This is a genomic window from Streptomyces sp. NPDC026589 (assembly GCF_040638385.1).
In the GTDB taxonomy this organism is placed as follows: Bacteria; Actinomycetota; Actinomycetes; order Streptomycetales; family Streptomycetaceae; genus Streptomyces.
Genome location: NZ_JBEZYG010000017.1, coordinates 136,632 through 159,068 on the forward strand (window position 1 = coordinate 136,632; position 22,437 = coordinate 159,068).

13 protein-coding genes and 1 pseudogene are annotated in these 22,437 nt (G+C 69.2%); 7 read left to right on the top strand and 7 right to left on the bottom strand.

From position 1 onward, the window contains the following. Positions 1-16: 16 nt before the first annotated feature. The 3 genes from AB0F29_RS27640 to AB0F29_RS27650 all read left to right on the top strand — a co-directional run bounded on the left by AB0F29_RS27640 (position 17) and on the right by AB0F29_RS27650 (position 3,477). On the top strand, positions 17-1,159 hold the full coding sequence (locus AB0F29_RS27640) for a glycine amidinotransferase (RefSeq protein ID WP_361877197.1): 1,143 nt from the start codon (positions 17-19) through the stop codon (positions 1,157-1,159). 318 nt (positions 1,160-1,477) lie between these two features. Next, on the top strand, positions 1,478-2,797 hold the full coding sequence (locus AB0F29_RS27645; protein WP_361877200.1) for a DUF1254 domain-containing protein: 1,320 nt from the start codon (positions 1,478-1,480) through the stop codon (positions 2,795-2,797). A 2-nt stretch (positions 2,798-2,799) separates the two neighbouring features. Then, the gene (locus tag AB0F29_RS27650) at positions 2,800-3,477 is read left to right on the top strand and encodes a GAP family protein (protein ID WP_361877202.1); all 678 of its coding nucleotides are present in this window, start codon (positions 2,800-2,802) and stop codon (positions 3,475-3,477) included. Positions 3,478-3,565: 88 nt separating this feature from the next. On the opposite strand, the gene AB0F29_RS27655 is transcribed toward AB0F29_RS27650, so the two are convergent. Together AB0F29_RS27655 and AB0F29_RS27660 are read right to left on the bottom strand one after the other, a co-directional pair. Next, the gene (locus AB0F29_RS27655; protein WP_361877205.1) at positions 3,566-4,423 is read right to left on the bottom strand and encodes a TRIC cation channel family protein; all 858 of its coding nucleotides are present in this window, start codon (positions 4,421-4,423) and stop codon (positions 3,566-3,568) included. Continuing rightward, on the bottom strand, positions 4,420-6,249 hold the full coding sequence (locus tag AB0F29_RS27660) for an alkyl sulfatase dimerization domain-containing protein (protein ID WP_361877208.1): 1,830 nt from the start codon (positions 6,247-6,249) through the stop codon (positions 4,420-4,422). Before AB0F29_RS27660 ends, AB0F29_RS27655 begins: the two co-directional genes overlap by 4 nt. A gap of 256 nt (positions 6,250-6,505) precedes the next feature. Here AB0F29_RS27660 and AB0F29_RS27665 point away from each other — a divergent pair. After that, positions 6,506-6,616, top strand: a pseudogene (locus tag AB0F29_RS27665) (IS5/IS1182 family transposase); the annotation flags it as partial. Between the two features lie 12 nt (positions 6,617-6,628). On the opposite strand, the gene AB0F29_RS27670 reads toward AB0F29_RS27665, so the two are convergent. After that, the gene (locus AB0F29_RS27670; protein ID WP_361877276.1) at positions 6,629-6,859 is read right to left on the bottom strand and encodes a DUF5132 domain-containing protein; all 231 of its coding nucleotides are present in this window, start codon (positions 6,857-6,859) and stop codon (positions 6,629-6,631) included. 278 nt (positions 6,860-7,137) lie between these two features. Here AB0F29_RS27670 and AB0F29_RS27675 point away from each other — a divergent pair, with 278 nt between their 5' ends. Beyond that, positions 7,138-7,317: a hypothetical protein gene (locus AB0F29_RS27675; RefSeq protein ID WP_361877210.1), complete on the top strand. Its 180-nt coding sequence runs from the start codon at positions 7,138-7,140 to the stop codon at positions 7,315-7,317. Between the two features lie 193 nt (positions 7,318-7,510). On the opposite strand, the gene AB0F29_RS27680 is transcribed toward AB0F29_RS27675, so the two are convergent. The 4 genes from AB0F29_RS27680 to AB0F29_RS27695 form a co-directional block, all read right to left on the bottom strand. Next, positions 7,511-8,629: an acyl-CoA dehydrogenase gene (locus AB0F29_RS27680; RefSeq protein ID WP_361877213.1), complete on the bottom strand. Its 1,119-nt coding sequence runs from the start codon at positions 8,627-8,629 to the stop codon at positions 7,511-7,513. A gap of 451 nt (positions 8,630-9,080) precedes the next feature. Beyond that, complete coding sequence (locus AB0F29_RS27685; RefSeq protein WP_361877216.1) at positions 9,081-9,305, bottom strand: MbtH family protein; 225 nt, start codon at positions 9,303-9,305, stop codon at positions 9,081-9,083. A 349-nt stretch (positions 9,306-9,654) separates the two neighbouring features. After that, positions 9,655-11,985, bottom strand: a complete 2,331-nt coding sequence (locus tag AB0F29_RS27690) for an ATP-binding cassette domain-containing protein (protein ID WP_361877219.1) — start codon at positions 11,983-11,985, stop codon at positions 9,655-9,657. 258 nt (positions 11,986-12,243) lie between these two features. Then, positions 12,244-19,746, bottom strand: a complete 7,503-nt coding sequence (locus tag AB0F29_RS27695; protein ID WP_361877222.1) for an amino acid adenylation domain-containing protein — start codon at positions 19,744-19,746, stop codon at positions 12,244-12,246. Between the two features lie 326 nt (positions 19,747-20,072). On the opposite strand from AB0F29_RS27695, the gene AB0F29_RS27700 reads away from it, so the two are divergent. Then, the gene (locus AB0F29_RS27700; protein WP_361877225.1) at positions 20,073-20,264 is read left to right on the top strand and encodes a hypothetical protein; all 192 of its coding nucleotides are present in this window, start codon (positions 20,073-20,075) and stop codon (positions 20,262-20,264) included. 509 nt (positions 20,265-20,773) lie between these two features. Further along, positions 20,774-22,384 (top strand): DUF4331 domain-containing protein, encoded by a 1,611-nt coding sequence (locus AB0F29_RS27705; protein WP_361877228.1) that lies wholly within the window; start codon positions 20,774-20,776, stop codon positions 22,382-22,384. Positions 22,385-22,437 lie beyond the last annotated feature (53 nt).

Below are 22,437 nucleotides of genomic sequence, written 5' to 3' on the forward strand. Positions count from 1 at the left end.
AGACAGGTGACCGCACATGCCGAACAACCTCCCCCCCGTCGTCAACTCGTGGAACGAGTGGGACACCCTCCGGGAAATGGTGGTCGGCTCCGCCGACAACGCCTGCTTCGAACCGGCTGAACCAGGCAGCCGGCCCGCGATCCGCAACGCCCCCGACCAGCCGTTCCCGACGGGCCCGAAGTCCAAGGAGGCCATCGATCTGGCCAACGAGGAACTCGCCGGTCTCGCCTCGCTCCTGGAATCCCAGGGCGTGACCGTACGCCGCCCCGAGACGCACGACTTCTCCGCCCCGGTCACCACCCCCGACTTCGAGGTCGAGAACCAGTACTGCGCCGTCTGCCCGCGCGACGTGATGATCACCATGGGCAACGAGATCATCGAGGCGACCATGTCGCGCCGGGCCCGTTACTTCGAGTACCAGCCCTACCGGAAACTGGTCTACGAGTACTGGAACGCCGACCCGCGGGTGGGATGGACGACCGCGCCCAAGCCGTCGATGAAGGACGGCATGTACCGCGAGGACTTCTGGGAGTGGCCGCTGGAGGAGCGCCACGCGAAGATGCACTCGTTCGAATTCTGCGTCAACCAGGACGAGGTGGTCTTCGACGCGGCCGACATGAGCCGGCTGGGCCGCGACATCCTGGTCCAGGAGTCGATGACCACCAACCGGGCCGGCATCCACTGGCTCAAGCGCCACCTGGAACCCCGCGGCTTCCGCGTCCACCCCGTGCACTTCCCGCTGGACTTCTTCCCGTCCCACATCGACTGCACCTTCGTACCGCTGCGTCCCGGCCTGATCCTCACCAACCCGGAACGGCCGCTGCGCGAGGGCGAGGAGAAGATGTTCCTCGACAACGACTGGCAACTGGTCGATGTACCCCAGCCCGTCCTGACCAACGACGAGATGCCGATGTACTGCCAGTCGTCGAAGTGGCTCTCGATGAACGTGCTGAGCATCTCGCCGACCAAGGTCATCTGCGAGGAGCAGGAGAAGCCCCTCCAGGACCTTCTCTCCTCGCACGGTTTCGAGGTCTTCCCGATCCCGTTCCGCAACGTCTTCGAGTACGGCGGCTCCCTCCACTGCGCCACGTGGGACATCCACCGCGACGGCGACAGGGAGGACTATTTCCCCTCCCTCCCGTACGAGCCGCTGTCCTGACCGTTCCACCCGAACGCGGACAGGGGGCACAAGGCCCGCCGGAGTTCCGAAGCACCTCGCACAGGGGCGCACACAGCGCGTCCGTCGCAGCGCCTCCGCCAGCCGCGTCGACCCGCTCGAACCGCTCTCCCGAACCAGCAGAGGCGGCCCCGGCCACTGGCCGGGGCCGTCGGCTTCGGGTGACGCGCTCTCGCTGCGCTCCGGCGGCGGCGCACGTGCGCCGCGGTGGCCTGCGGCCCCGCCCTCCCCTTATGTCCTCGAATGCACCTCTACGATCACGAGAAGGAACATAAGGTGACATTTTCCTGAAGGTGGTGCATGAGCGGCATGGATCTGAACACGGTGCGGGCGACGGCGGCGGAGGGCTGGATCTATGGCCATCCCATGCTGGAGAACTACCGGACCATGTACGCGCAGGCGGTGGACCCGGACGATTCCCGGTACGTGGGCGGCTTCGGTACGTTCCGGCACTATCCGCAGCCGTCGCGGCCGGAGAACACCGACATCGTCACGCCGAACAACGACACCCCGTACTCGTGGTGCTGGCTGGATCTGCGCGCGGAGCCGTGGGTCGTGTCGGTGCCCGCGATGGACCGCTACTACGTGCTGCCCTTCCACGACCTGGACACCACCTACGTCGGCTTCGTGGGCGCCCGCACCACCGGCCAGGACGCCGGGAACCACCTGATCGCGGGTCCCGGGTGGGCCGGCGACGTACCCGACGGTGTGACCGGGGTCCTGCGCGCCGACACCCACCTCGTGGGATGCCTGGGCCGCACCACCCTCACCGGCCTGACCGACGCGGACGTCGAGGAACTGCGCACCATCCAGGAGCAGTACACGCTGCGGCCCCTGAGCTCCTTCACCGGAACCGGCCCCCCGGCCCCTGTCGCGGACCCCGTGTGGCCGGTGTGGCGCGAGGAATCCGGTCAGGACATCGAGTTCTTCACCGTGCTGGACTTCCTGCTCGGCTTCTTCCCGGTCCTTCCCGGGAGCAAGGAACTGCGCGAGCGGCTGACCGCACTCGGCGTGGACGGCAACGGCACCTTCGACCCGACCGCTCTGGAGCCCGAAGTGCGCTCCGCGATGGAGGAGGGCATCAGCGCGGGCCGCGAGCGACTGGAGGCCGCCAAAGCCGGGGCGACCACCTCGGCCGGCATCTTCGGCACGCGCGCGGAGCTGGGAGAGGACTACCTCGCCCGCGGGATCGGCGCGGACAAGGGCCTGTACGGGCTTCCCCCGGCGGAAGCCTGGTACGGAGGCTGGGTCGTCGACAGCGAGGGCAACCGCCCGCCGAACACCTCGGACCGCGACTACACCGTCCACTTCACCGCCGACCAGCTCCCCAGGCCGCGGTTCTTCTGGTCGGCCACCCTCTACCGGCTCCCCGAGCGCCTCCTGGTGGACAACCCGATCGACCGGTACTCCATCGGCGACCGCACCCCGGGCCTGGTCCACGACCAGGACGGCGGCCTGACCCTGTACGTCCAGCACACCCGCCCCACCGACCCGCGGCAGGCCGCGAACTGGCTCCCCGCCCCCGACGGCCCCTTCTCCGTCATCATCCGCGTCTACGGGCCGGAGGCCGCCGTGCTCGACGGCACCTGGCAGCTGCCGACCCTGACCGTGGCAGGCTGATCATGGGTGACGCCATCGGACAGATGCTCACTCCGGCCGTCGGCATCGCCATCAGCCCGGTGCCGCTCATCGCGGTCGTGCTGATGCTGGCGACACCGCGCGGGCGCGCGAACGGCACCGCCTTCACGGCCGCCTGGGTGGTGACCCTGGCGGCCCTGAGCACGGTCGTCGTCCTGCTCGGCTCCGGCGCCGACGCACACGAGGACGGGGAGACGGCCTCCTGGGTGTACTGGGTGAAACTGCTGGCCGGTGTTCTCTTCGTGCTCCTGGGCCTGAAGCAGTGGAAGGGCCGTCCGCGCGCGGGGCAGGAGGCCGAGCTGCCCGGCTGGATGAAGGCCATCGACACCTTCTCCCCGGGCAGGGCGGCGGGTCTGGCCGTCGCCCTGTCCGGGCTCAACCCGAAGAACCTGGTGCTGGCCGTGGGCGGCGCCGTCTCCATCGCCGGCAGTTCCGCCTCGGCGGGGGGAAAGACCGTCGCCGTCGCGCTGTTCGTGCTGATCGGCTCGCTGTGCGCGCTGCTGCCGCTCGGCGTCTACCTGACCGGCGGCGAGAAGTCGGCGCGCGTCCTGGAGTCCTGGAAGGGCTGGATGGCGGCCCACAACGCGGCGATCATGACCGTGGTCCTGGTGCTCCTGGGCGCCAAGTACGCCGGCGACGCGATCTCAGGTCTCAGCTCCTGACCGGGGCTCGCAGGAGTGAGGGTGTGGTGGAAGTCGTCATGCCCGGCCCGGCGTTGATCAGCCCGGTCGGGCGACGGGCGGTCGGAGATCAGGAGGCTCTGGACGTTGTTCCGGCCGGAGGTCCGGGCTCGTGGGGTTCGACGGTCAGGCCGAGCAGGCGCAGTTCTCGCACGGATTTTCCGGCGATCTTTCTGCCGAGGAGGGGGCGGCCGTCGTCGTGGCGGTAGACGCCGGCGGGTTCGGCGGCCAGGGGCTCCTCCCAGCCCCGGTACAGGGCGGTGAGGCGGACGGTGAAGCCGACCAGGAACGCGAGGGGAGCACTCGCGGCGCGTGGGAGTCCCGCCTGGTCGAGGGCGATCCATACGGCGCCGGTCAGTGCGGCGATGGCGACGAACCACTCGCCGCGGACGAACTGCTTGGGCGGGACGCCGCAGGCGACGTCGATGAGGAAGCGTCCCGCCGTGGGGCCCACGACGGCGAGGACGAGGGAGCCCAGGACCGGCAGGCCGACGTCCACCCCGGTCTGGGCGCCGACGATGGCGTACCAGGGCAGGGCGAAGGACGTGACGAACTGGAAGAGCCCCTCGCGGAACAGCTGCCCCTCGGCGTACGCCAGGCGGTGTCCGATGTATCCGGCGATCAGGCACAGCACGACGTACGAGGAGTTGGTCAGCGCGGCCGGTACGTGGCCGACCATGACGTCGCGGCTGACTCCGCCGCCGATGCCGCCGAGCAGCGCCATGAGCAGGATGCCGACCACCGTGAAGTTCTTGTAGTGGTCGGGACGGCGGGCCAGCAGCGCCCCGTTCAGAGCGTTGGTGGTCGCCGCGACCAGGTTGATGAACGTGCCGCCACCGGTGAACTCGAACGACCCGAAACCGACGGCCCCGATCGCCAGTTGCGCCGCATTCACCGCGGCCGGATCGTGCAAGGCCTCGATGGTCACGGCGTGACGATGGGGAAGTCGGGGTCGGGGGTGTCGAGCAGCCCGGTGAGGGTCGCGAAGACCTGCGGGTCACCCTCGACGCCCACGCCGTCGAGTCCCTTGCCCGCGAGGATCCCGAGCAGTTGCGATTTGGTCAGCGTCAAGGTGAGGTCGGCGGCCGGTACCGGCCCGTTCGCCCCGGCGGCGGTATCGGTGCTGCGGTGGGTGAGGGCACCGTTGGACAGCAGGAGGTGCCAGGCGCGGCCCTCGTCGGTGACGTTCCAGGTCATGGTGAGCTCCTCGTCCCACGCTCGGGGGCCGTCGACGCGGATGGCGAGCGAGTCGATGAGCATGTCGACGGTCAGGGCCATCGCCATCTCGGGGTTGGTCGTCTCCAGCGAGGTGTGCGCGATGGCGCCGCGCAGTTCCTGGGCGCCCATCAGGTAGAAGTTGCGCCAGGTGGCGTTCTCCGCGCCGAAGCCGAGCTTCTCGTACACCGACGCCAGCGCCTGCTTGGCGAGCGAGTCGTCGGGGGCGGCGAAGACCGCGTGCCCCAGCAGCGTCGCGGCGAAGCGCAGGTCACCGGAGGCGGCGTACTCCTCGCCCTTGGCGACCAGCGCGGGCACGCCGCCGTAGTCGGCGGCGAACCGCTTGGCCTGCTCGACGGGCGGGTGCTCCCACAGATGGGCCGGATTGCCGTCGAACCAGCCCATGTAGCGCTGGTAGATGGCCTTGGCGTTGTGGCTGACGGAACCGTAGTAGCCGCGGTTCGCCCACCGGTTCGCGATCGCCGGCGGAAGTTCGATCCGCTCGGCGATCTCCGGTCCGGTCAGTCCCTGGTTGGCCATGCGCAGGGTCTGGTCATGGAGGTACGCCCACATGTCACGCTGGCCCGCCAGGTGCTCGACGATGCGGCCTTGGCCCCAGGTGGGCCAGTGGTGCGAGGCGAACGCGACCTCGGCCCGCTCGCCGAACAGCGTGATCGCCTCGTCCAGGTAATGCGCCCAGATGCGGGTGTCGCGGACCACCGCCCCACGCAGGGTCAGGATGTTGTGCATGTTGTGCGTCGCGTTCTCCGCCATGCACAGGGCACGCCGCTCGGGGAAGAAGAAGTTCATCTCCGAGGGCGCCTCGGTGTCCGGCGTCATCTGGAACACGATCCGCACCCCGTCGACGGTCTCCTCCTGGCCGGTGCGGGTGACGTCCAGCGTCGGCGGAACCAGGGTGATCGTGCCCGTGGACGTCGTCATGCCGAGACCGGCGCCGATCTGCCCGGCGGGCCCCTTCTTCAGTTCGGCGCCGTACATGTAGACCGCGCGGCGGGTCATCGCGCCGCCCGCGTACACGTTCTCGGCCACGGCGTGTTCCAGGAACCCGGCGGGGGCGATCACCGGTACGGGGGCGTGGCCGTGCGGCAGGACCCCGCGGGAGCCGCCGAAATGGTCGCCGTGGGAGTGGGTGTAGATCAGTCCGGTGACCGGGCGGTCGCCGCGGTGCTCGCGGTAGAGCGCGAGGGCGGCGGCCGCGGTCTCCGCCGAGATCAGCGGGTCGATGACGATGACACCGGTGTCGCCCTCGACCAGCGTCATGTTCGAGAGGTCCAGGTTGCGGACCTGGTAGATCCCCTCCGTCACCTCGAACAGGCCCTGCTTGGCGCAGAGCCGGCTCTGCCGCCACAGGCTCGGGTGCGCGCTGGGCGGGCAGTCCTCGCTTAGGAAAGCGTACGCCTCCCCGTCCCAGATCACCCGGCCGTCCTCCGTCCGGACCACCGCCGGTGAGAGGGCGGCGACGAAGCCCCGCTCGGCGTCGTCGAAGTCGGACCTGTCCCCGTAGTCGAGATCACTCATAAGCAATAAATAACCCAAAAACTCCTATATGCCTCGGACGTACATCGCGCGTCTCTCGATGCCGACCCCGTGAACAGGGCCTGCCGCACGTCCGTGCAGCTGTCCGCACCAGGACTTCCCGTATCACTATCACCGGGGCAGCCCCCGGCCGGCCGACTCCAGCTCGCTCTCCTGAAGCCTCCGACCGGGGCCCCCGGTCAGCTCAGCGCGGCGGATGAAGGAGAGGAACAATCTGGAGAACGCGTTGTGCTGACCGACCGACTACCGCAGACTCCACCACCGCAACGAACGCCCTCGCGACTACCTGGCCTTTGCCGGACTCGCCGCAGCCCTTTTCTGCTACAAACGACTCGTCCGACTCACCACAAAGGGCCGGGATTTAGGCGGTCGCGGTACTCGAGCGCGCCTTCTTTACGGTCTGACGCGGCATCTCCGATCCTTCCTGCAGATCGGCGGCGAACACTTCGGCGGTCGCCTCTGCGGCAATGTCACTCAGATCTTCGTTGATCTCGTGGGCGACTCGCCTGGCGTCCAGCACCAATTTCACGGAAGACTTAACAGTCCCGCGCGCGATCTTCTTGATGAGAGGCGCTGATACCGCTCCAACCAAGAAAACAGGAATCAAAGGAAGCATAGTCGGTGCAGCCCTTCTCGTAGTCTGTCGGGTTTTTCCGACAGTGTCCTCACAACTCAACCCTAACGCTCCGATGGGACGCCCCACCAGGATGATCCACGATGTTCACCCTTTCGGGTGCACCCTCGCCTTTGGGTGATCTCTTCCAACTCCGGCTGGCCTAGCGTGCGACATGGAGCAACCTGCTAGATATCAAAGTCCGGATTGGGGCAGAATTGTTTACGAAGGCATCCGCGCCCGGCGAGTCCTCCACGGTGGACGAAACCACAGTCGAGGAAGTTCTCTATTCCGCCGAATTGCGCCACGCGAAAGGGAAATGCATGTTGGTCATCAACGATCACTCGCGCGGCAACGAAGAGGTTTACGTGGTACCGAAAGCGGCTGTGAAGAAGTTCCCATTTTATCTTGCGATGCTCAAGAATAAGCTTTCCTGAGCAGGTCGCTCTCCCCTGCTACTCGACCGCGCCATGCTCGATCCTCGGAACAATCTCAGGCCAACCGGGTGCGCGAGCCGGCGGTCCTTGCCGGGTGCGCGGGCCCAGTCGGCCTGGGCACCCGGCAAGGACCGTTGTTCAGGCTCAGCGCACCCCGCATCGGCGGGCTCTGATCGACAGGGCGGGCCGCAGCTCATGCTTGGCGCTGAGCCACCAGGGACACGGCAGGTCGGGAGTCCGCAAGCAGGGACTGGGCCAGGACGCTGTACAGGGCGTCGTTGGGCCCGTCGGCGATGCGGAGCCCCCGGATGTCCCGAAGGCGCTTCTCCATGGGGGTGCAGCTGGTGTACCCCTCGCTGCCGTGCAGCTGGAGTGCGAGGTCGACGGCGCGATAGGCAGCGTCCGTAGCGAGGGCCTTGGCGGCGGAGCAGGCCGCCACGTCAACGTCGTCTCCGTTCTTTCCCATCCGCTCCAGCAGGGAGAAGCACCACGCAATGGCTGCTTGGACCTCGGCTGCCGCGGTGCCGAGCCGGGACGCGACCGAGGGAACGTTCGCCAGGGACGTCCGGCCCACACTGCGTCGGCAGGCACGAGCCATCGTCTCCTCGATCGCGGCGGTCGCCGCGCCCAGGCAGACCAGTGCCATCATCAGACGCCAGTTGGAGAAGTGCGTGTCGAAGATCCAGCGGCCGTCGCCGGGGGCCCCGAGCAGGAGGTCCTTGCCGACGCGTACGTGGTTGAAGTGCAGATGGCCCATGCTCCAACCCCGCAGGCCCAAGGGGGTGGTGGTGTCGGTGAAGATGCCGGCGGTCGCTGTCGGCACCCAGAGCGCCGACAGGGGCACCTCGCGCAGCCACGCGCTGTCGGTGTCATGCGCGGCGGCCTCCCCCGCCCCGACCACCTTGCAGAAGACGACAAAGCCGCTGGCCTCTTCCACTCGGCTGACCAGGCCCTTCGTACCAGAGAGCAGCAGATGGTCGCCATGGTCGACCGCTACCGTCCGCAAGCCGCGCAGGTCCGACCCGGAGTGCGGTTCGCTCGACGCCACGCCCGCCAGCTCGCCGCGGTGCACCACGCGGTCGCGGACCTCCTGCACGACGACGGGTGTGCCGTACCGCAGGGCCATGGCACCGTGTCCCGAGCTGAAGATCTCCCGCGCGTCGCAGTCCCGCCGCCCGGCCAGGAACATCGCCAGTCCTTGGGCCACTCGCCCGAGGCCGGGGGGAACGATCGCGTCCGTGTTCCGGCCGCCCGCCAGGCCAAGGCCGTTGTCCGGCACGGCCGGTGTCCGCGCGAGATCGAACCCCGTCAAGCCGGCATGAGCGGCGCGCTTACGCAGATCGAGCCATGGTGGCCGAGCTGTCTCCTCTGTGACGGGATCGGGCAGGTTCGTGTCGAGAAAGGCGGCGACTCGGGAAGTGAAGTCCTCCAGGCCGGGGTGGCGGGAAAGAGCGACAGCGGATTCTGAGAAAAACACGGCGGTGTCCTAGGCGACTTGAGGATGAGCGGATACAACCGAGGCGAAGGCCCTCCGGGGCTCGCCAATCGTTCACGGCACGGAAACGCACACAGTTGGTGGCAGCCAAGCGCCCGTGGTCTTCAGCTTGTCGTGCTTCTCAGCGAGCCCGGAGAGCCGGGCAGGAGGTAGTCGGCACGCAGGGGCGGGCCCAGGTATCGGACTGCCGGGGAGCTCGTCGCCCTCGCGTCGGCGAACGGCGCGTGGTGCGTCGACCGTTACTCGCCGGCCGTTGTTGCCGACCACCTCACCGTCCACCGTCCGTGGCCTCGACAAGGCCGCGCGGTCGCATGTCGGTCCACGCCCTGTCGATGTACTCGAGACACACCTGCCGGGTCTCCTCCCGAAGGGCAACGATCCAGCCGTCGGGTACATCGGCGAAGGCCGGCCACAGCGAGTGCTGGCCCTCGTCATTGACGAGCACCAGAAAACGGGCCTCATCGTCCTCGAACGGGTTGGTCGCGTGCGTCATGACAGCTCTCCTGTTTCTCCTCACCGGGCCCCGGTGAGCGTGGCGTTGGCAGGCGGCAGGCGGCGCGATCGGACGGGGTGCGTGAGCGGGTCCGGGCTCGCGGTTCAGGGGATCCCGCGCCTCGACCGACACTCGGCGTGGCTGACCCCCAGCACACTCGACGGCACAGCCATGGTTCGTGGCCTTCCCGCGTGGACGGACGAGTTGGCGCTGCGTTGAACTACACGGCCAGGCCTGCTTCAGACATCCATCATTCCAAGTCAGCAGCTGTTCTCCAGCTGTTGTGAGTCGTAGCCACCCGAACGAATGACAAGCTTCTTGGAAGACCGGCAGATGCGGTTCCTCCACGTCACACAAGGGCCGGTTTGCCGGCCTGCAGCTTCCACAAGGTGGTGTAGGTGCCGCCGCGCGTCACCAGCTCCTCGTGCGTACCTTGTTCGGCCACCACTCCGCCAGGCCCCATGACATAGATCTGGTCGGCGCTTTGGACGGTGGACAGCCGGTGGGCGATGACGATCATCGTGCGGTCCGCCCCGAATACCTGGAGGGCCTGCTGGATGACGGCCTCGGTCTCGTTGTCGACGGCGGAGGTGGCCTCGTCGAGGATGATGACCGGCGGATCGCTCAGGATGGTACGGGCCAGCGCGATGCGCTGCTTCTGCCCACCGGAGAGCGCGGCGCCACGTTCACCGACCCGCGTGGCGTAGCCGTCGGGCAGGGTGTCGATGAAGGCGTCGGCCCCAGCGGTGCGGGCGGCATCGACCAGTTGATCGTCAGTGGTGCGGAAAGCGCCGTAGCGGATGTTCTCCGCGATCGTCGCGTCGAACAGGAACGGTTCCTGCGTGACGTATCCGATCGCGCGGCGCAGATCGGGGAGGGCGAGGGTGCGTACGTCGGCACCGTCGAGCAGTACCTGTCCATGGTCGGGATGGTGGAAGCGCATGAGCAACTTGGCGATGGTGGTCTTGCCTGCGCCGCTGGTGCCGACGATGCCGGTGGTACGGCCGGGAGGGATGACCAGGGAGGTGCCGCGGAGTGCCGGTGGCCGACCGGGGTAGGCGAAGGACACCTTCCGGACTTCGATCTCCCCCTTCACCTGTTGGGTCGGCATCCGGCGGCCCTCGTCGGCGGGTTCGACAGGCAGGTCGTGCAGACGCTCCACCCGGCGCAGGGCGGTGACGGTGCGCTGATACTGGTCGGTTGTGCTGCCCAGTCGGGACAGCCGCAGCATGGTGATCCCCGGCATTTCGATCAGCGGACCGAAGGCCGCGGTCGACAGCGTGCCCCGGAGAACGGCCCGGCCGCCGAGGAACACCGTGCCGACCAGAGCCGAACCACCGGCCAGTCGCAGGATCTGGGGCGGAATCGCCGCGCTACGTCCGGTCGAGCGATTGGCCTCACTGCACTTTCGATTCAGGTCGGCGATACGTGCGATCTCGTGGTCTTCGGTGACCGCGGATTTGATGGTGGTATGAGCATGGAGGTTCTCGGTCACCCGGCTGTTCAACCGTGCTCGCTGCTCGTCGGAGGTGGCCTGGTTGGCGACCGCACGCTCGTGAAAGCGGAAGGACAGCCACGCGATGAGCGGGATGGGCACGAAGGCGATCCAGGCGATCTGCGGAGCGAGCAGCAGGAAGGTCGGAACCAGCAGCGCGATGCTCGTACCCATCTGGACGACGTCGTGCATGCTCGAACCGACGAAGGCACCGATCTGACCGATGTCCTCGGACAGGACGGCGTTGACCCGGCTGACGCGCTCGTTCTCCAGGTCGGCCGGCGCCACCCGCTGGACATGCTCGTACGTGCGGGTGCGCCAGTCGTCCTCGATGTCCTGCGCCAACTGGCGCCAGATGACGCTCGCGCCGTAGCCGGAAGCCGCCATCACGAGGCAGGCCGCCCCGGCGACGCCGACGAGAACGGACAACTGGGCGGTGACGCCGGCTACGCCCAGCCCGGCCAGGGTGGCGCTACCGCCCTTGGCGAGCAACAGCACGATCGAAGGGCTCAGGGCGAACAGCGCCATCTCCCCCAGCTGCGCGATCCCGGACAGCAACGCTGCCCAGCGAAACCTCCGTTTGTGCGGGCCGATGATGCGCCGTAGGGCGTGACGGTCCGGAGCGGGTTCGTCCGACTCCTGGTGTGCGCTGTCCGATCTGCGCCACGCTCGCCGGACGACGGCTGCCGTCGCGGCGGCTGCCAGGCCGAGAGTGATCAGCGGGCGACTGAGCAGCGTCAGGAGGAGAGGCCCGCCGGCGACGGCCGCCGCTGCCACACCTCCGGCCCCGAGCATCCTCGGAAGCCAGCGTCCGGCGCCGCCTCCGTCGCCGCGGTGTCCTGCTCCGGAGCCGCTGTGGGGGCCGGTGCGCCTGTGACGCGTTCCCGTCCCATCGGTCTCCTTCGGCTGTCGTGCTGAGTCGCGGCCCCGCATGTCTGCTGCGGTGCTGCGCAGGGCTGTCAGCGTCCGTTCGACTGCCCGGCGCAGCAACTGGGCGACCTCCCGCGCACCGAGGGTGCGGTCGTGCCGCACCAGCACCCGGCCGGTGACCGGGTTGACGTGCACCTCCTCGATGCCCGGGGCCTGGAGGAGTGCGGTCTGGGCCAGGCGCGCCGCGGCGGGTCTGCCGCGGACATGGTCGACTTCCCATCGCTGGCGGCCGGGAACGATCGAGCGCGGCCGCATGCTCACTCTCGTACCGGCACGGTGTGTCATCGGGGGGTCAGCGGGTGGGCTTCCACGCAAGGCCATCGCCACAATCATTGGTTCCGGGCGGTCATGCCGCCCTCGGAGTACTGTGCTGTCGCTTCAACGGACGCGCCGGTGGGTGCGCGGCGGCACGGCAGTGACTCGGGCCTCCGCCGCCGCCCGTGGACGTCGTGCACTGATGGATTTCGCGGAGGCAGCCGCGGCGATGCCGTGCCCGGCTCCCCGTGGCTCGCCTCACCGTTCAACGAAGCCCCAGAAGTTGGAGACCGCGGCGTCGTCGATCTCGGGGATCGCGATCCCCAGCCTCCGCAGCCGGTGGACGGTCCTGGTGTTGTCGAACTTCAGGGTCGGCTGCTGACCGGCTCGCGCATCGTTGGCTTGCTCCTCGAAATGCGCCTGGTAGGGCAGGATCGGCAAGTCCTGCCCTCGTTCGCTCGCCCGGCGCAGGCGCTTCAGCCATACGGTCAGCGGGACCTCTTCGGAGCGCGTCCCGTGCATCCGGTCGTAACCGGCCATGAAGGCACCCGGCCCCACGCTGCCTGGGTGGTGAAGGTGGTGTACGAGGTCGGCTCGGTCGCCGTCGCGCAGCAGCTCGACGAGGGCGCCGGCGAGGACATCGACGGGAAGGACGGCTTCCTGGAACTGAGGTTCCGACGGATAGCAGCCGAGAGCCGCGCAGCTGGTGAGCAGCCGGGAGAACATATCGTCCTGACTGACGGCGCCGGTCGAGGTGTGGGCCCAGATGCGGCCGAGCCGGTAGATGCCACCGCTCACTCCCCGCTCGAACGCACGCTCCACCAGTCGGTCGGCGACCCACTTGCTTGCTGCGTACCCCCTCCCGAACGGGTGCCGTTCACCGTCGATCGGACAGTCCTCCGTGACCAGTCGGGAGGAATCCTGGCCGGGCCGGAACACTCCGAGGGTCGAGAGGTGGTGGAACGTCTTCGGCCGCCCTTCGCCCGCCAGGCGCAGCAAGGTTCGGGTGCCCTCCACGTTGGCAGGTTTCAGCCGTGCGTACGGCGAGAGGTGGTGTACGTGCGCGCCGCTGTGCACGATCGTGTCGATCGTCTCGCGCAGCTGTGCCCAGCGTGCCGGTTCGACGTCGAGACCGGGGGCACTCAGGTCTCCTCGGACGATGTTCAGCCGCGGATCGTCCGGCGTTGCCTCGATGCCGTAGGTCCGCATGGTCTCGGCCAGACGCTGACGCGCCTGGGCGTCGGTCCGCGCACGGACGAGGCAGTGGACCCGGGCCGCTGTCCTGTGCAGCAACTCGGACAGGACGAAGGCTCCGACGAAACCGGTGGCCCCGGTCAGCAGAACCTCGCGCGGGTCGCCGGGCGGCTGCGCAACGGAGGGGAAACGCAGGGCAGGGCTCAGTTCCGCTTCCGAATCCGGCACCCATGAGGAGACGGTGTGAGGGTCGTCCGCACTCAGGTGCCTGGCCAGTCCAGCGGGCGTCGGTGCCTCGAGGAGCGCGGACAGTCTGAAGGGGACGGCCAGGGCCTCACCGATCCGGCTCGCCAGTCGGGTGGCGAGCAGGGAGTGACCGCCCAGGGCGAAGAAGTCGTCGTCGACGCCGACTGCGGGCACGTCCAGTACCTCCGCGAACAGTTCGCACAGGGCCTGCTCCTCGGGGGTGCGCGCGGAACGGGCACTTCCGGCGGCCGTGGCGTAGTCCGGCGCGGGCAGGGCAGCACGGTCGAGCTTGCCGTTGGGCGTCAGGGGCAGGGCGTCCAGGACCACGAACGCGGACGGCACCATGTAGGCGGGAAGGCGTTCCAGGAGGAAGGAGCGCAGGCCGGCCGGGTCGATCGCGGACCCGGTGACGGGCACCGCGTAGGCGACCAGGCGGGTCTCTCCGAGGCGGTCGCCGCAGGCGGTCACCACGGCGTGGGCGACGCGGGGGTGGGAGGAGAGGACGGCCTCGACCTCACCGGGTTCGATGCGGTGGCCACGGACCTTGACCTGGTCGTCCACCCGACCGGCGAAGACCAGTTGTCCGTCGGTGCGTCGGCGGGCCAGGTCGCCGGTGCGGTACATCCGTGTTCCCGGCGGGCCGTACGGGTCGGCCACGAATCGCTGCGCCGTCAAGCCCGGACGGCGGAGATAACCGCGCGCCAGGCCGGCACCGGCCACATACAGCTCGCCGGTCACGCCGGTCGGCACCGGCCGCAACGCGGTGTCCAGTACATAGGCGCGGGTGCCGGGAACCGAGTGTCCGAGCACCGGGGTCACGGCGGTCTCCAGCCTCGCCTGTACCGCGTCGACGGTGCATTCGGTCGGCCCGTACATGTTGTAGGCCGCCAGCCCGTCCACCGCCCGCAGTTCTGCCCACAGCTGGTCCGGCAGCTCCTCCCCGCCGAGCACGGCCACGCTCGGCCGCCACCGCTCGTCGGTGAACAGGCCGCGGTCGGACAGGATGCGCATGTACGAGGGCGTGGCGTCGACCGTGTCGATCCGGTGTCGGGTCAGCCATGCCACACACCGGTCCGCGTCGGCCCAGGTGGCGGAGTCGGGGACATGGAGCTCGTGGCCGTCCAGCAGTGCCGCCAACTGGCCCCAGGAGGCGTCGAAGGAGACCGAAGCGGTCAGGGCGACCCGCAGACTTCGGGCTCCGACGCGCTCGGCCGCGGGTCCGAACACCTGGTTCCGGTACTGGGCGGCCACGTTGACCACGCTCGAGTGGCGGGCGACGACTCCCTTGGGTGTACCGGTCGATCCCGACGTGTAGATCACGTACGCCGCGTCGTCGGGCGACACCTGCGTCATCGGGTCGTCGTCCGGCAGCCCCCGCAACAGCGCCTCGGTCTCCGGTGCGTCCAGCAGCAGACGCGGAGTACCCGTACCGAGATCGCCGGCCGCGACGGTGGTCGTGTCCGTGAGCAGCAGCGCGGGCCGTGCGTCCGCGAACATGGCCGCGATGCGCCGTACCGGGTACTCCGGGTCCAGCGGCAGGTAGGCAGCCCCGGCTTTGAGTACGGCGAGCACAGCCACGACGAGGTCCCCCGAACGCGGCAGCGCGAGGGCGACGACGTCCTCGACACCCACGCCGCGAGCGGTCAGCGCGTGCGCGAGTCGGTTCGCCCGGGCGTTCAGCTGGGCGTAGGTCAGGGTCGCGTCGTCCGCCACGACGGCGACCGTGTCCGGGGCGGCGCGCACCTGCGTGCGGAACACCTCGTGGATCGTGCCCGCGGGCAGGCGTGCCGTCGTGCTCCGGGCGGTGTCCCCGAGGAGGAGGCGGCGCTCGCTGTCGGACAGTACATCGATGCGGCTGACCCGGCGTTCCGGGTGCTGGACGACCGCTTCCAGCAGCCGTACCCAACGCGCGGCCAGGTCCTGGACCGTGTCGTGGTCGAACAGGTCGGTGGCGTAGTCGATGGTTCCGTGCAGACCGAGGCACTCGCCCGTCTCGGAGCGTTGTTCGTGGACGCCGATGTCCAGATCGAACTTGGCGGTCGCGGTCGACACCGGGATCCTGGTCGTTCGCAGGCCCGGAAGAGCGAATGACGTGGCTTCGTCGGCGTCGAGGGAGAGCGCGATCTGGAACAGCGGGTGGCGGGCAGGTGACCGCGTCGGGTTCAGCGTCTCCACGAGCCGCTCGAAGGGCACTTCCTGGTGCGCGTAGGCCGCCAGCGCGGTACGGCGCACGCGTGCCAGCAGCTCGGTGAAGGCGGGGTCGCCGGAGGTGTCGGTACGCAGCACCAGTGTGTTGACGAAGAATCCCACCAGCTCGTCCAGGGCCTGGTCGGTGCGGCCGGCGATCGCACTGCCGACAGGAATGTCGGTTCCCGCCCCCAGCTTGGTCAGGAGGGTCGCCAAACCCGCGTGGAGCACCATGAAGAGGCTCGCTCCGGACCGGCGCGCCAGCTCTGTCAGCGCCGTGTGCAGTTCCGCGTCGATGCGCAGGGGGACACGGGCCCCGCTGTATGACGCTACGGCAGGGCGATGCCGGTCGTAGGGAAGTTCGAGTTCGACGGGCAGACCCGCCAACACCGATGACCAGTGGGCGAGCTGGCGGTTCAGAAGCCCGTCGGGGTCGTCGGGGTCACCTTGCAGGCGACGTTGCCACAAGGTGTAGTCGGTGTACCGCACGGGCAGTGGCTCCCAGGCCGGCTCCCGGCCCTGGCACCGGGCGGCGTAGGCGGTCGCCAGGTCGCGGGTCAGCGGCGCCATGGACCAGCCGTCGGCGGCGATGTGGTGGATCACGACGGCCAGTACGTGGTCGGCGGGGCCCCGTGCGAACAGGTCCGCGCGCAGCGGTGACTCGACCGACAGGTCGAACAGGTAACGGGCGGCTTCCCGCAGCCGCGACTGCAGCGACTCCTCGTCCTCCACCTCGGTGACGGGCAGCAGCGGACGCGCCGCGGACGCGTCGACGACCCGTTGGAAGGGCTCGCCTCCGGCGTTCGGGAAGACCGTGCGCAGGCTCTCGTGCCGGCCCACCACATCGCTCAGCGCCTCCTCCAGCGCCCCCCGGTCGAGCTCGCCGGTCAGACGGTGCACCACGGAGATGTTGTAGGTGGCACTCGGACCCAGCGCCCGGTGCAGGAACCACAGCCGCTGCTGGGCGAAGGACAGCGGGGCGGGGTCCGGTCGTTCCCGGGCGGTCAGGGCCGGGCGTTCCTGCCGGTCCGCACGGTCCAGCCGAGCCACCAAGCGGGCCACCGTGGGCGCTTCGAACAACACGCTCAGGCTCAGGTCGACGCCGAGCACGGCACGGATCCTGGAGGCCAGGCGGATCGCCAGCAGCGAGTGCCCGCCCGCTTCGAAGAAGTCCGCGTCCATGCCGACCTGCCGCAGACCGAGCACCTCGGCGAACAGCTCGCACAGCAGCTGTTCACGAGGGGTGCGCGGTGGCCGTACGACGGACGTGCCGGGCTCGTCGCCGGGCTCCGGCAGGGCGTCTCGGTCCAGTTTTCCGTTCGAGGTCAGCGGCAGCTCATCGAGCAGCACGAACGCCGAGGGGACCATGTGACCGGGCAGTCGCTCGCGCAGTCGCTCGCGCAGCAGCCGCGGCTGTGTCCCGTCCTCACCGGCCACGACATAGGCGACGAGCCGGACTTCACCCCGTTGCCGGTCCTCGCGGGCGAGCACCGCGGCCTGCTCCACACCGGGGCACGCGGTCAGCGCGCCCTCCACCTCTCCGAGCTCGATGCGGAACCCGCGGACCTTGACCTGGTGGTCGGTGCGTCCGAGGTACTCCAACTCGCCGTCCGCCGACCACCGCACCACGTCGCCCGTCCGGTACATCCGTGTTCCCGGAGGACCGTACGGGTCGGCCACGAACCGCTCGGCCGTCAGGGCCGGGCGGCGCAGATAGCCGCGCGCCAGAGAGGCGCCGGCGACATACAGCTCCCCGGCGGTCCCCGACGGCACCGGGTGCAGCATGTTGTTCAGGACGTAGACGCGGCTGCCGGGGACGGACTGACCGATCGGCGGTGCCGAGTCCGACGGCACCAGCGGCTTGCTCAGGGAGGCCATGATGGTGGTTTCCGTCGGCCCGTAGGCGTTCAGCATGCGCCGATGCGGCGCCCACCGCGCCACCAGCCCCGGCGGGCATGACTCTCCAGCCACCAGCAACGTCGGAACACGCACGTCCTTCTCCGACACCACGGCCAGTGCCGACGGCGGCACGACCGCATGTGTGAGGCGCGTACCGGGGTCGGTGAGTGCCGACACGGGGTCGACCACAGGGGCGAGAACCAGCGCGGCCCCGGTCAACAGGGCGGCGCACAGATCCCACGTCGAGGCGTCGAAGCTGGGCGAGGCGAACTGCAGCACCCTGCTGTCGGAGGTGATCTCCAGGCACTTCGTCTGGCACATCACCAAGGAGGAGATGCCCGTGTGGGTCACCACCACCCCCTTGGGCCGCCCGGTCGAACCCGAGGTATAGATCACGTACGCCGGGTGCCGCGGGTCCACGGCGATTCCCGGGTCGGTGACCGGCCGCCCCTCCGACAGCTCGGCCACGGCCCGCGGACCGTCGATCACCAGGGCCGGGCGGGCGTCGGCGAGCATGTACTCCCTCCGCGCCGCCGGATACGCCGGATCCACGGGCAAGTAGGCGGCCCCGGCCTTGAGCACGGCGAGCACAGCCACCACGAGGTCGATCGAACGCGGCAGAGCGAGGGCGACGACGTCCTCGGCCCCGATGCCCCGAGCGGTCAGGGCGTGCGCGAGCCGGTTCGCGCGCGCGTTCAACTCCCCGTACGACAGCGTCGTGTCGCCGGCCACCACCGCGTCGGCATCCGGCGTGCGCCGCACTTGGTCCTCGAACATCGTCGGCAGGGGAACGGCGGGAACGCCTGCCGCGGAGGCGTCCCCCTGGTCCAGCAGGCTCTTTCGCTCGTCGTCCGACAGCACGTCGAGCAGACCGACCGGGAGACCGGGGTCAAAGTCCGCCAGGTTCGCCAGGAAGTGCAGGAGACGCCGCTGGGAATCCACGAGGTCGGATTCGCCGTACGCTCCGGGCGCCGCGTGCAGTCTCATGTGCGGGCCGGTGCCGTCCCGGCGGTCCCACACCATGATCATCAGATCGCTGCCCAGGGGGAAGGAGAGGTTGTGCGCGATGCACCGGTGGCCGGCGAAGGCGATGTTGTAGTCGAACCCGATGAGGTTGACCGTCGGCGAGATCATCGCGCCGGAGTCCCGTGACAGTCCGAGGTCGCGGTACAGGTCCTCGCCTCGGTAACGCTGGTGTTCCACCGCTTCGCGCATCCGGTCGTCGACCTGGGCCAGCAGGTCCCTCAGCGGCATGTCGGGCCGGATCGTCAGGCGTACGGGAACACTGTTGGCAAGCATGCCGGGCGTCGTGCGGGATACCTCGTCCATCCGGCCGGCCACGGTCAGCCCGACCACCACGTCCCGCCCGCCCGTCAGATGATGCGTGTACAGCGCCATGGCGGCGAACACGAAACGGAAACGGGAGACCTCGGCGCGCGAAGCCGCTGCCTTCAGCGCCTGCGGACGCAGGAGCGGACGCAACTCCGTTCTCGGGATGGGCGCGGGGGCCGGGCTTCCCGAGGACCGCCCCTGCCTCACCGGGCCGGGAACGGCTGCCGTGCGCCTGGGGCCGGGCGTAGGCGCGGCGGTCCTCGTCCATCCGGACAGTTGCCGCGCCCAGTGGGCACGGTCGGCCGCATGCTCCTCGGACACGCGGTAGTCCTGGTCGGCCCGGACCAGTGCCGACAACGGGCCGAAGGGACTGGGGCCGGTCTGCCGTCCCTCCGTCAGCGCCGTATAGACGTCGGCGACCCGCCGTGCCACGAGGGCGTAGCCGAAAGCGTCCACGGCCCCGTGGTGGTAGGTGTGGTACCACCAGAACCGGTCCGGCGCCAGTTGCAGAAGGGCGTAGCTGAACAACGGGCCGGAGGCGAGGTCCATGGGGCTGGCCATGTCGGCTGAGACCCATGCGCGTGCGGCGGCCCCCGGGTCGGGTTCGTCGCTGACGTCGACGAACGAGAGGGTCCAGGGCAGCTCACGCTCCAGGAGCTGAACAGGACCGTCCTCACCGGGCACCAGGCGTACCCGCAACGCGTCCGCCTCAGCCACCACTTGGCGCAGTGCCGCCTCGAAAGTCGCCGGATCGACCGGTCCGCAGATCTCCAGGTACTCCCCCAGACGCAGTGCCTGACGGGTGTCCGGGGAGCGCTGCTCCGCGAGCCAGATCTCACGCTGTGCCGCCGTGACCGGCAGGACCTCGACCGGCGAATCCGTCGCCCCGTCGGGGTGCAGCACAGGCCCACCACCGTGCCGAGCGGCTGACTGACGATGAGACAACGAGGAACCTCCTGCAAGGGGCCGGGAACCCCTGATCACGGCCGCTGAGTACCCATCACTTACTTACTCACGACGAAGAGAAGACGTCCGCGGACCACTGGGGGGCGGCGTAGTAACGCGTGCGATCGAGCAGGGCTGAGCACCTGCGTGATCAAATCCTTTGCCGTGACTCATCGTGCCAGCTACCGGGGCGTGCCCCGGTGCCCTCGGGGATTACGCCACCCGAAGGAATGACATGGTGATCAGTTTGGGGTTCGGTTGAGGCATCATGCGCTTCTGCGAGCGTGCGCGTGCAGGTGACCCGGTGGGCCGATCTCCTCGGCCACGCGGTCCAGGCGGTCACTGACGCCGATGCCGGCATCAGGCCGGCCCTCGCAGCCGTGGTGGTCGACTCCGCGATCATGGACGGGGCCATGAGCGGCTGCGACAGAACTTCTGCGAAGCGCTCTTGTGCCTCCCGGGAGGAGAACCGGTGAACGACCGATCTGCCCGGCGGCCACGGCCAGTAGCAAGCGAACCCATCGTGCCCGGAAATCTCTGCGGCGGGCGCTTTCCTGATGAGCACGGTGCGCCGGACGAGTGAATTCCCCCGTCGGCCTTATTGCGAGAGGCTTGCAATAAGGCGGGTGTGTCCCTTTCGGCCCAGTGGTCGGCGACTGTGTCGTCGCTGATTTTCCTGGGATGCCGCTGGGCTGAATCACCGCTCCCACCGGCCTGTTCACCCTCCGTGGACCGCGTGCCCGGCCTGGGAATCCGGTCGGAGTGTGCACGGGCCGGGGTTTTGGCGTGCTTGTCTACGGCTGCGCAGTCTTTGGGTGCAGACGGGCCCGCGTTTCGAGCCGCCCCGTCGATCGTCCCTTCCTGCCTGACCGCTCGGTTCGCAATCTCCCGCCGCGGTACCGAACGCCATCCCCATCAGCCCACCCCTCGCTTTCGCATGCCTCGACGCATGCCCGGCAGGGGTTCAGCAGACAGAAGGTACGCCGTGAAGGTTTCACAGGACAGGCCCCGTTCGCGGAGGGTCCTGGACCAGTCCCTGCTCGTGCTCGGTGCCACCACCCTGGCCGCAGGACTGGGGGCGATGGCCCTCGCCCCGGGTCTCAGCGCGGCCTCCAGCCACCGTGAGGCGCCCCTGATCGCAGGTGACCCGCGGGCGGACAACACCGACGTGTACGCGTTCACCAGCCCCGACAAGGCCGACACCGTCACGATGGTGGCGAACTGGATCCCGATGGAGGAGCCCAACGGCGGCCCGAACTTCTACGCGTTCGGCGACGACTTGCGCTACAACATCAAGATCGACAACAGCGGTGACGGTGTCGCCGACGTCACCTACAGCTGGCGCTTCCGCGGCAGCTACCGCGATGACGCGAACCAGTTCCTCTACAACACCGGCCAGGTCACCTCGCTGAGCGACCCGGACCTGAACTTCCGCCAGGTCTACGACCTGGTCGTCACGACCGGAGGAAAGAGCCGGACGCTCCTGTCGGGCGTGCCCGCGGCCCCGTCCCGCACGGGCAAGGCGTCGATGCCCGACTACACGGCCCTGCGCAAGCAGGCGACCTTCGGTCTGCCGGGCGGCGGCAAGACGTACACGGGGCAGGCCGAGGACCCGTTCTTCGCCGACCTGCGCGTCTTCGACCTCCTCTACGGCGGCGACCTGAGCGAGCGGGGGCAGGACACCCTGGCCGGCTACAACGTCAACACCATCGCCATCCAGGTCCCCAAGAAGCAGCTCGCCCTCAAGGGCAACTCCTCCCGCAACCCGGTGATCGGCGTGTGGTCGACCACCGACCGCGCGGGCGTCACCGTCGCCGACTCCCGCGACAAGAAGGGCAAGGGCGGCGCGAAGCAGTGGAAGCAGGTCTCCCGCCTCGGGAACCCGCTGGTCAACGAGGTCGTCGTCCCGATCAAGTTCAAGGACGCCTTCAACACCCTCAACCCCAGCCAGGACCGCACCGTCCAGCCCGTCGTCGACAAGGTGTACGACCCGATCCTGCCCAAGCTCATCCAGCAGGTCTACGGCATCCCCGCGCCCGCGACGCCCCGCAACGACCTCGCCGAGATCTACCTGACCGGCATCTGCAAGGTCTGCGGTCCGATCAAGGCCGACCTCAACGCTCACCGCCTCAACAAGGACGCGCCGCTCAGGAAGATCGTCCCGGCGGAGGAGCTGCGCCTGAACATGACGGTGCCGCCCACCGCCAAGCCTCAGCGCCTCGGTGTCCTCGCGGGCGACCTGGCCGGCTTCCCGAACGGGCGCCGCCTCGCCGACGACGTCATCGATATCTCGCTCCAGGCCGTCGAGGGCGCCGCCCAGACCGGCGTTCTCGTCCCCGAACTCGCGGAGGGCGACAAGGTGAACGCCAACGAGGTCCCGTTCGGCGCCTCGTTCCCCTACGTCGCGCTGCCGCACACCAAGAACGTCAACCGCGGCCCCGGCGCCGCAGGCCGCACCGCCGAGCAGTCCTCGATGGAGAACACCGCGGCGACCCCCGTCACGAAGACCACCCAGGCCGCGGCGCTCGCCGGAGCCGGCGCGCTCCTTCTCGGCGTCGGCGGCTTCCGCCTCCGCCGTCGGGGCAAGGACAGCTGACCCGGCGGGCGACGGACATCTGACACGGTGCCCGGGCCGGGCCGAAGAACGCC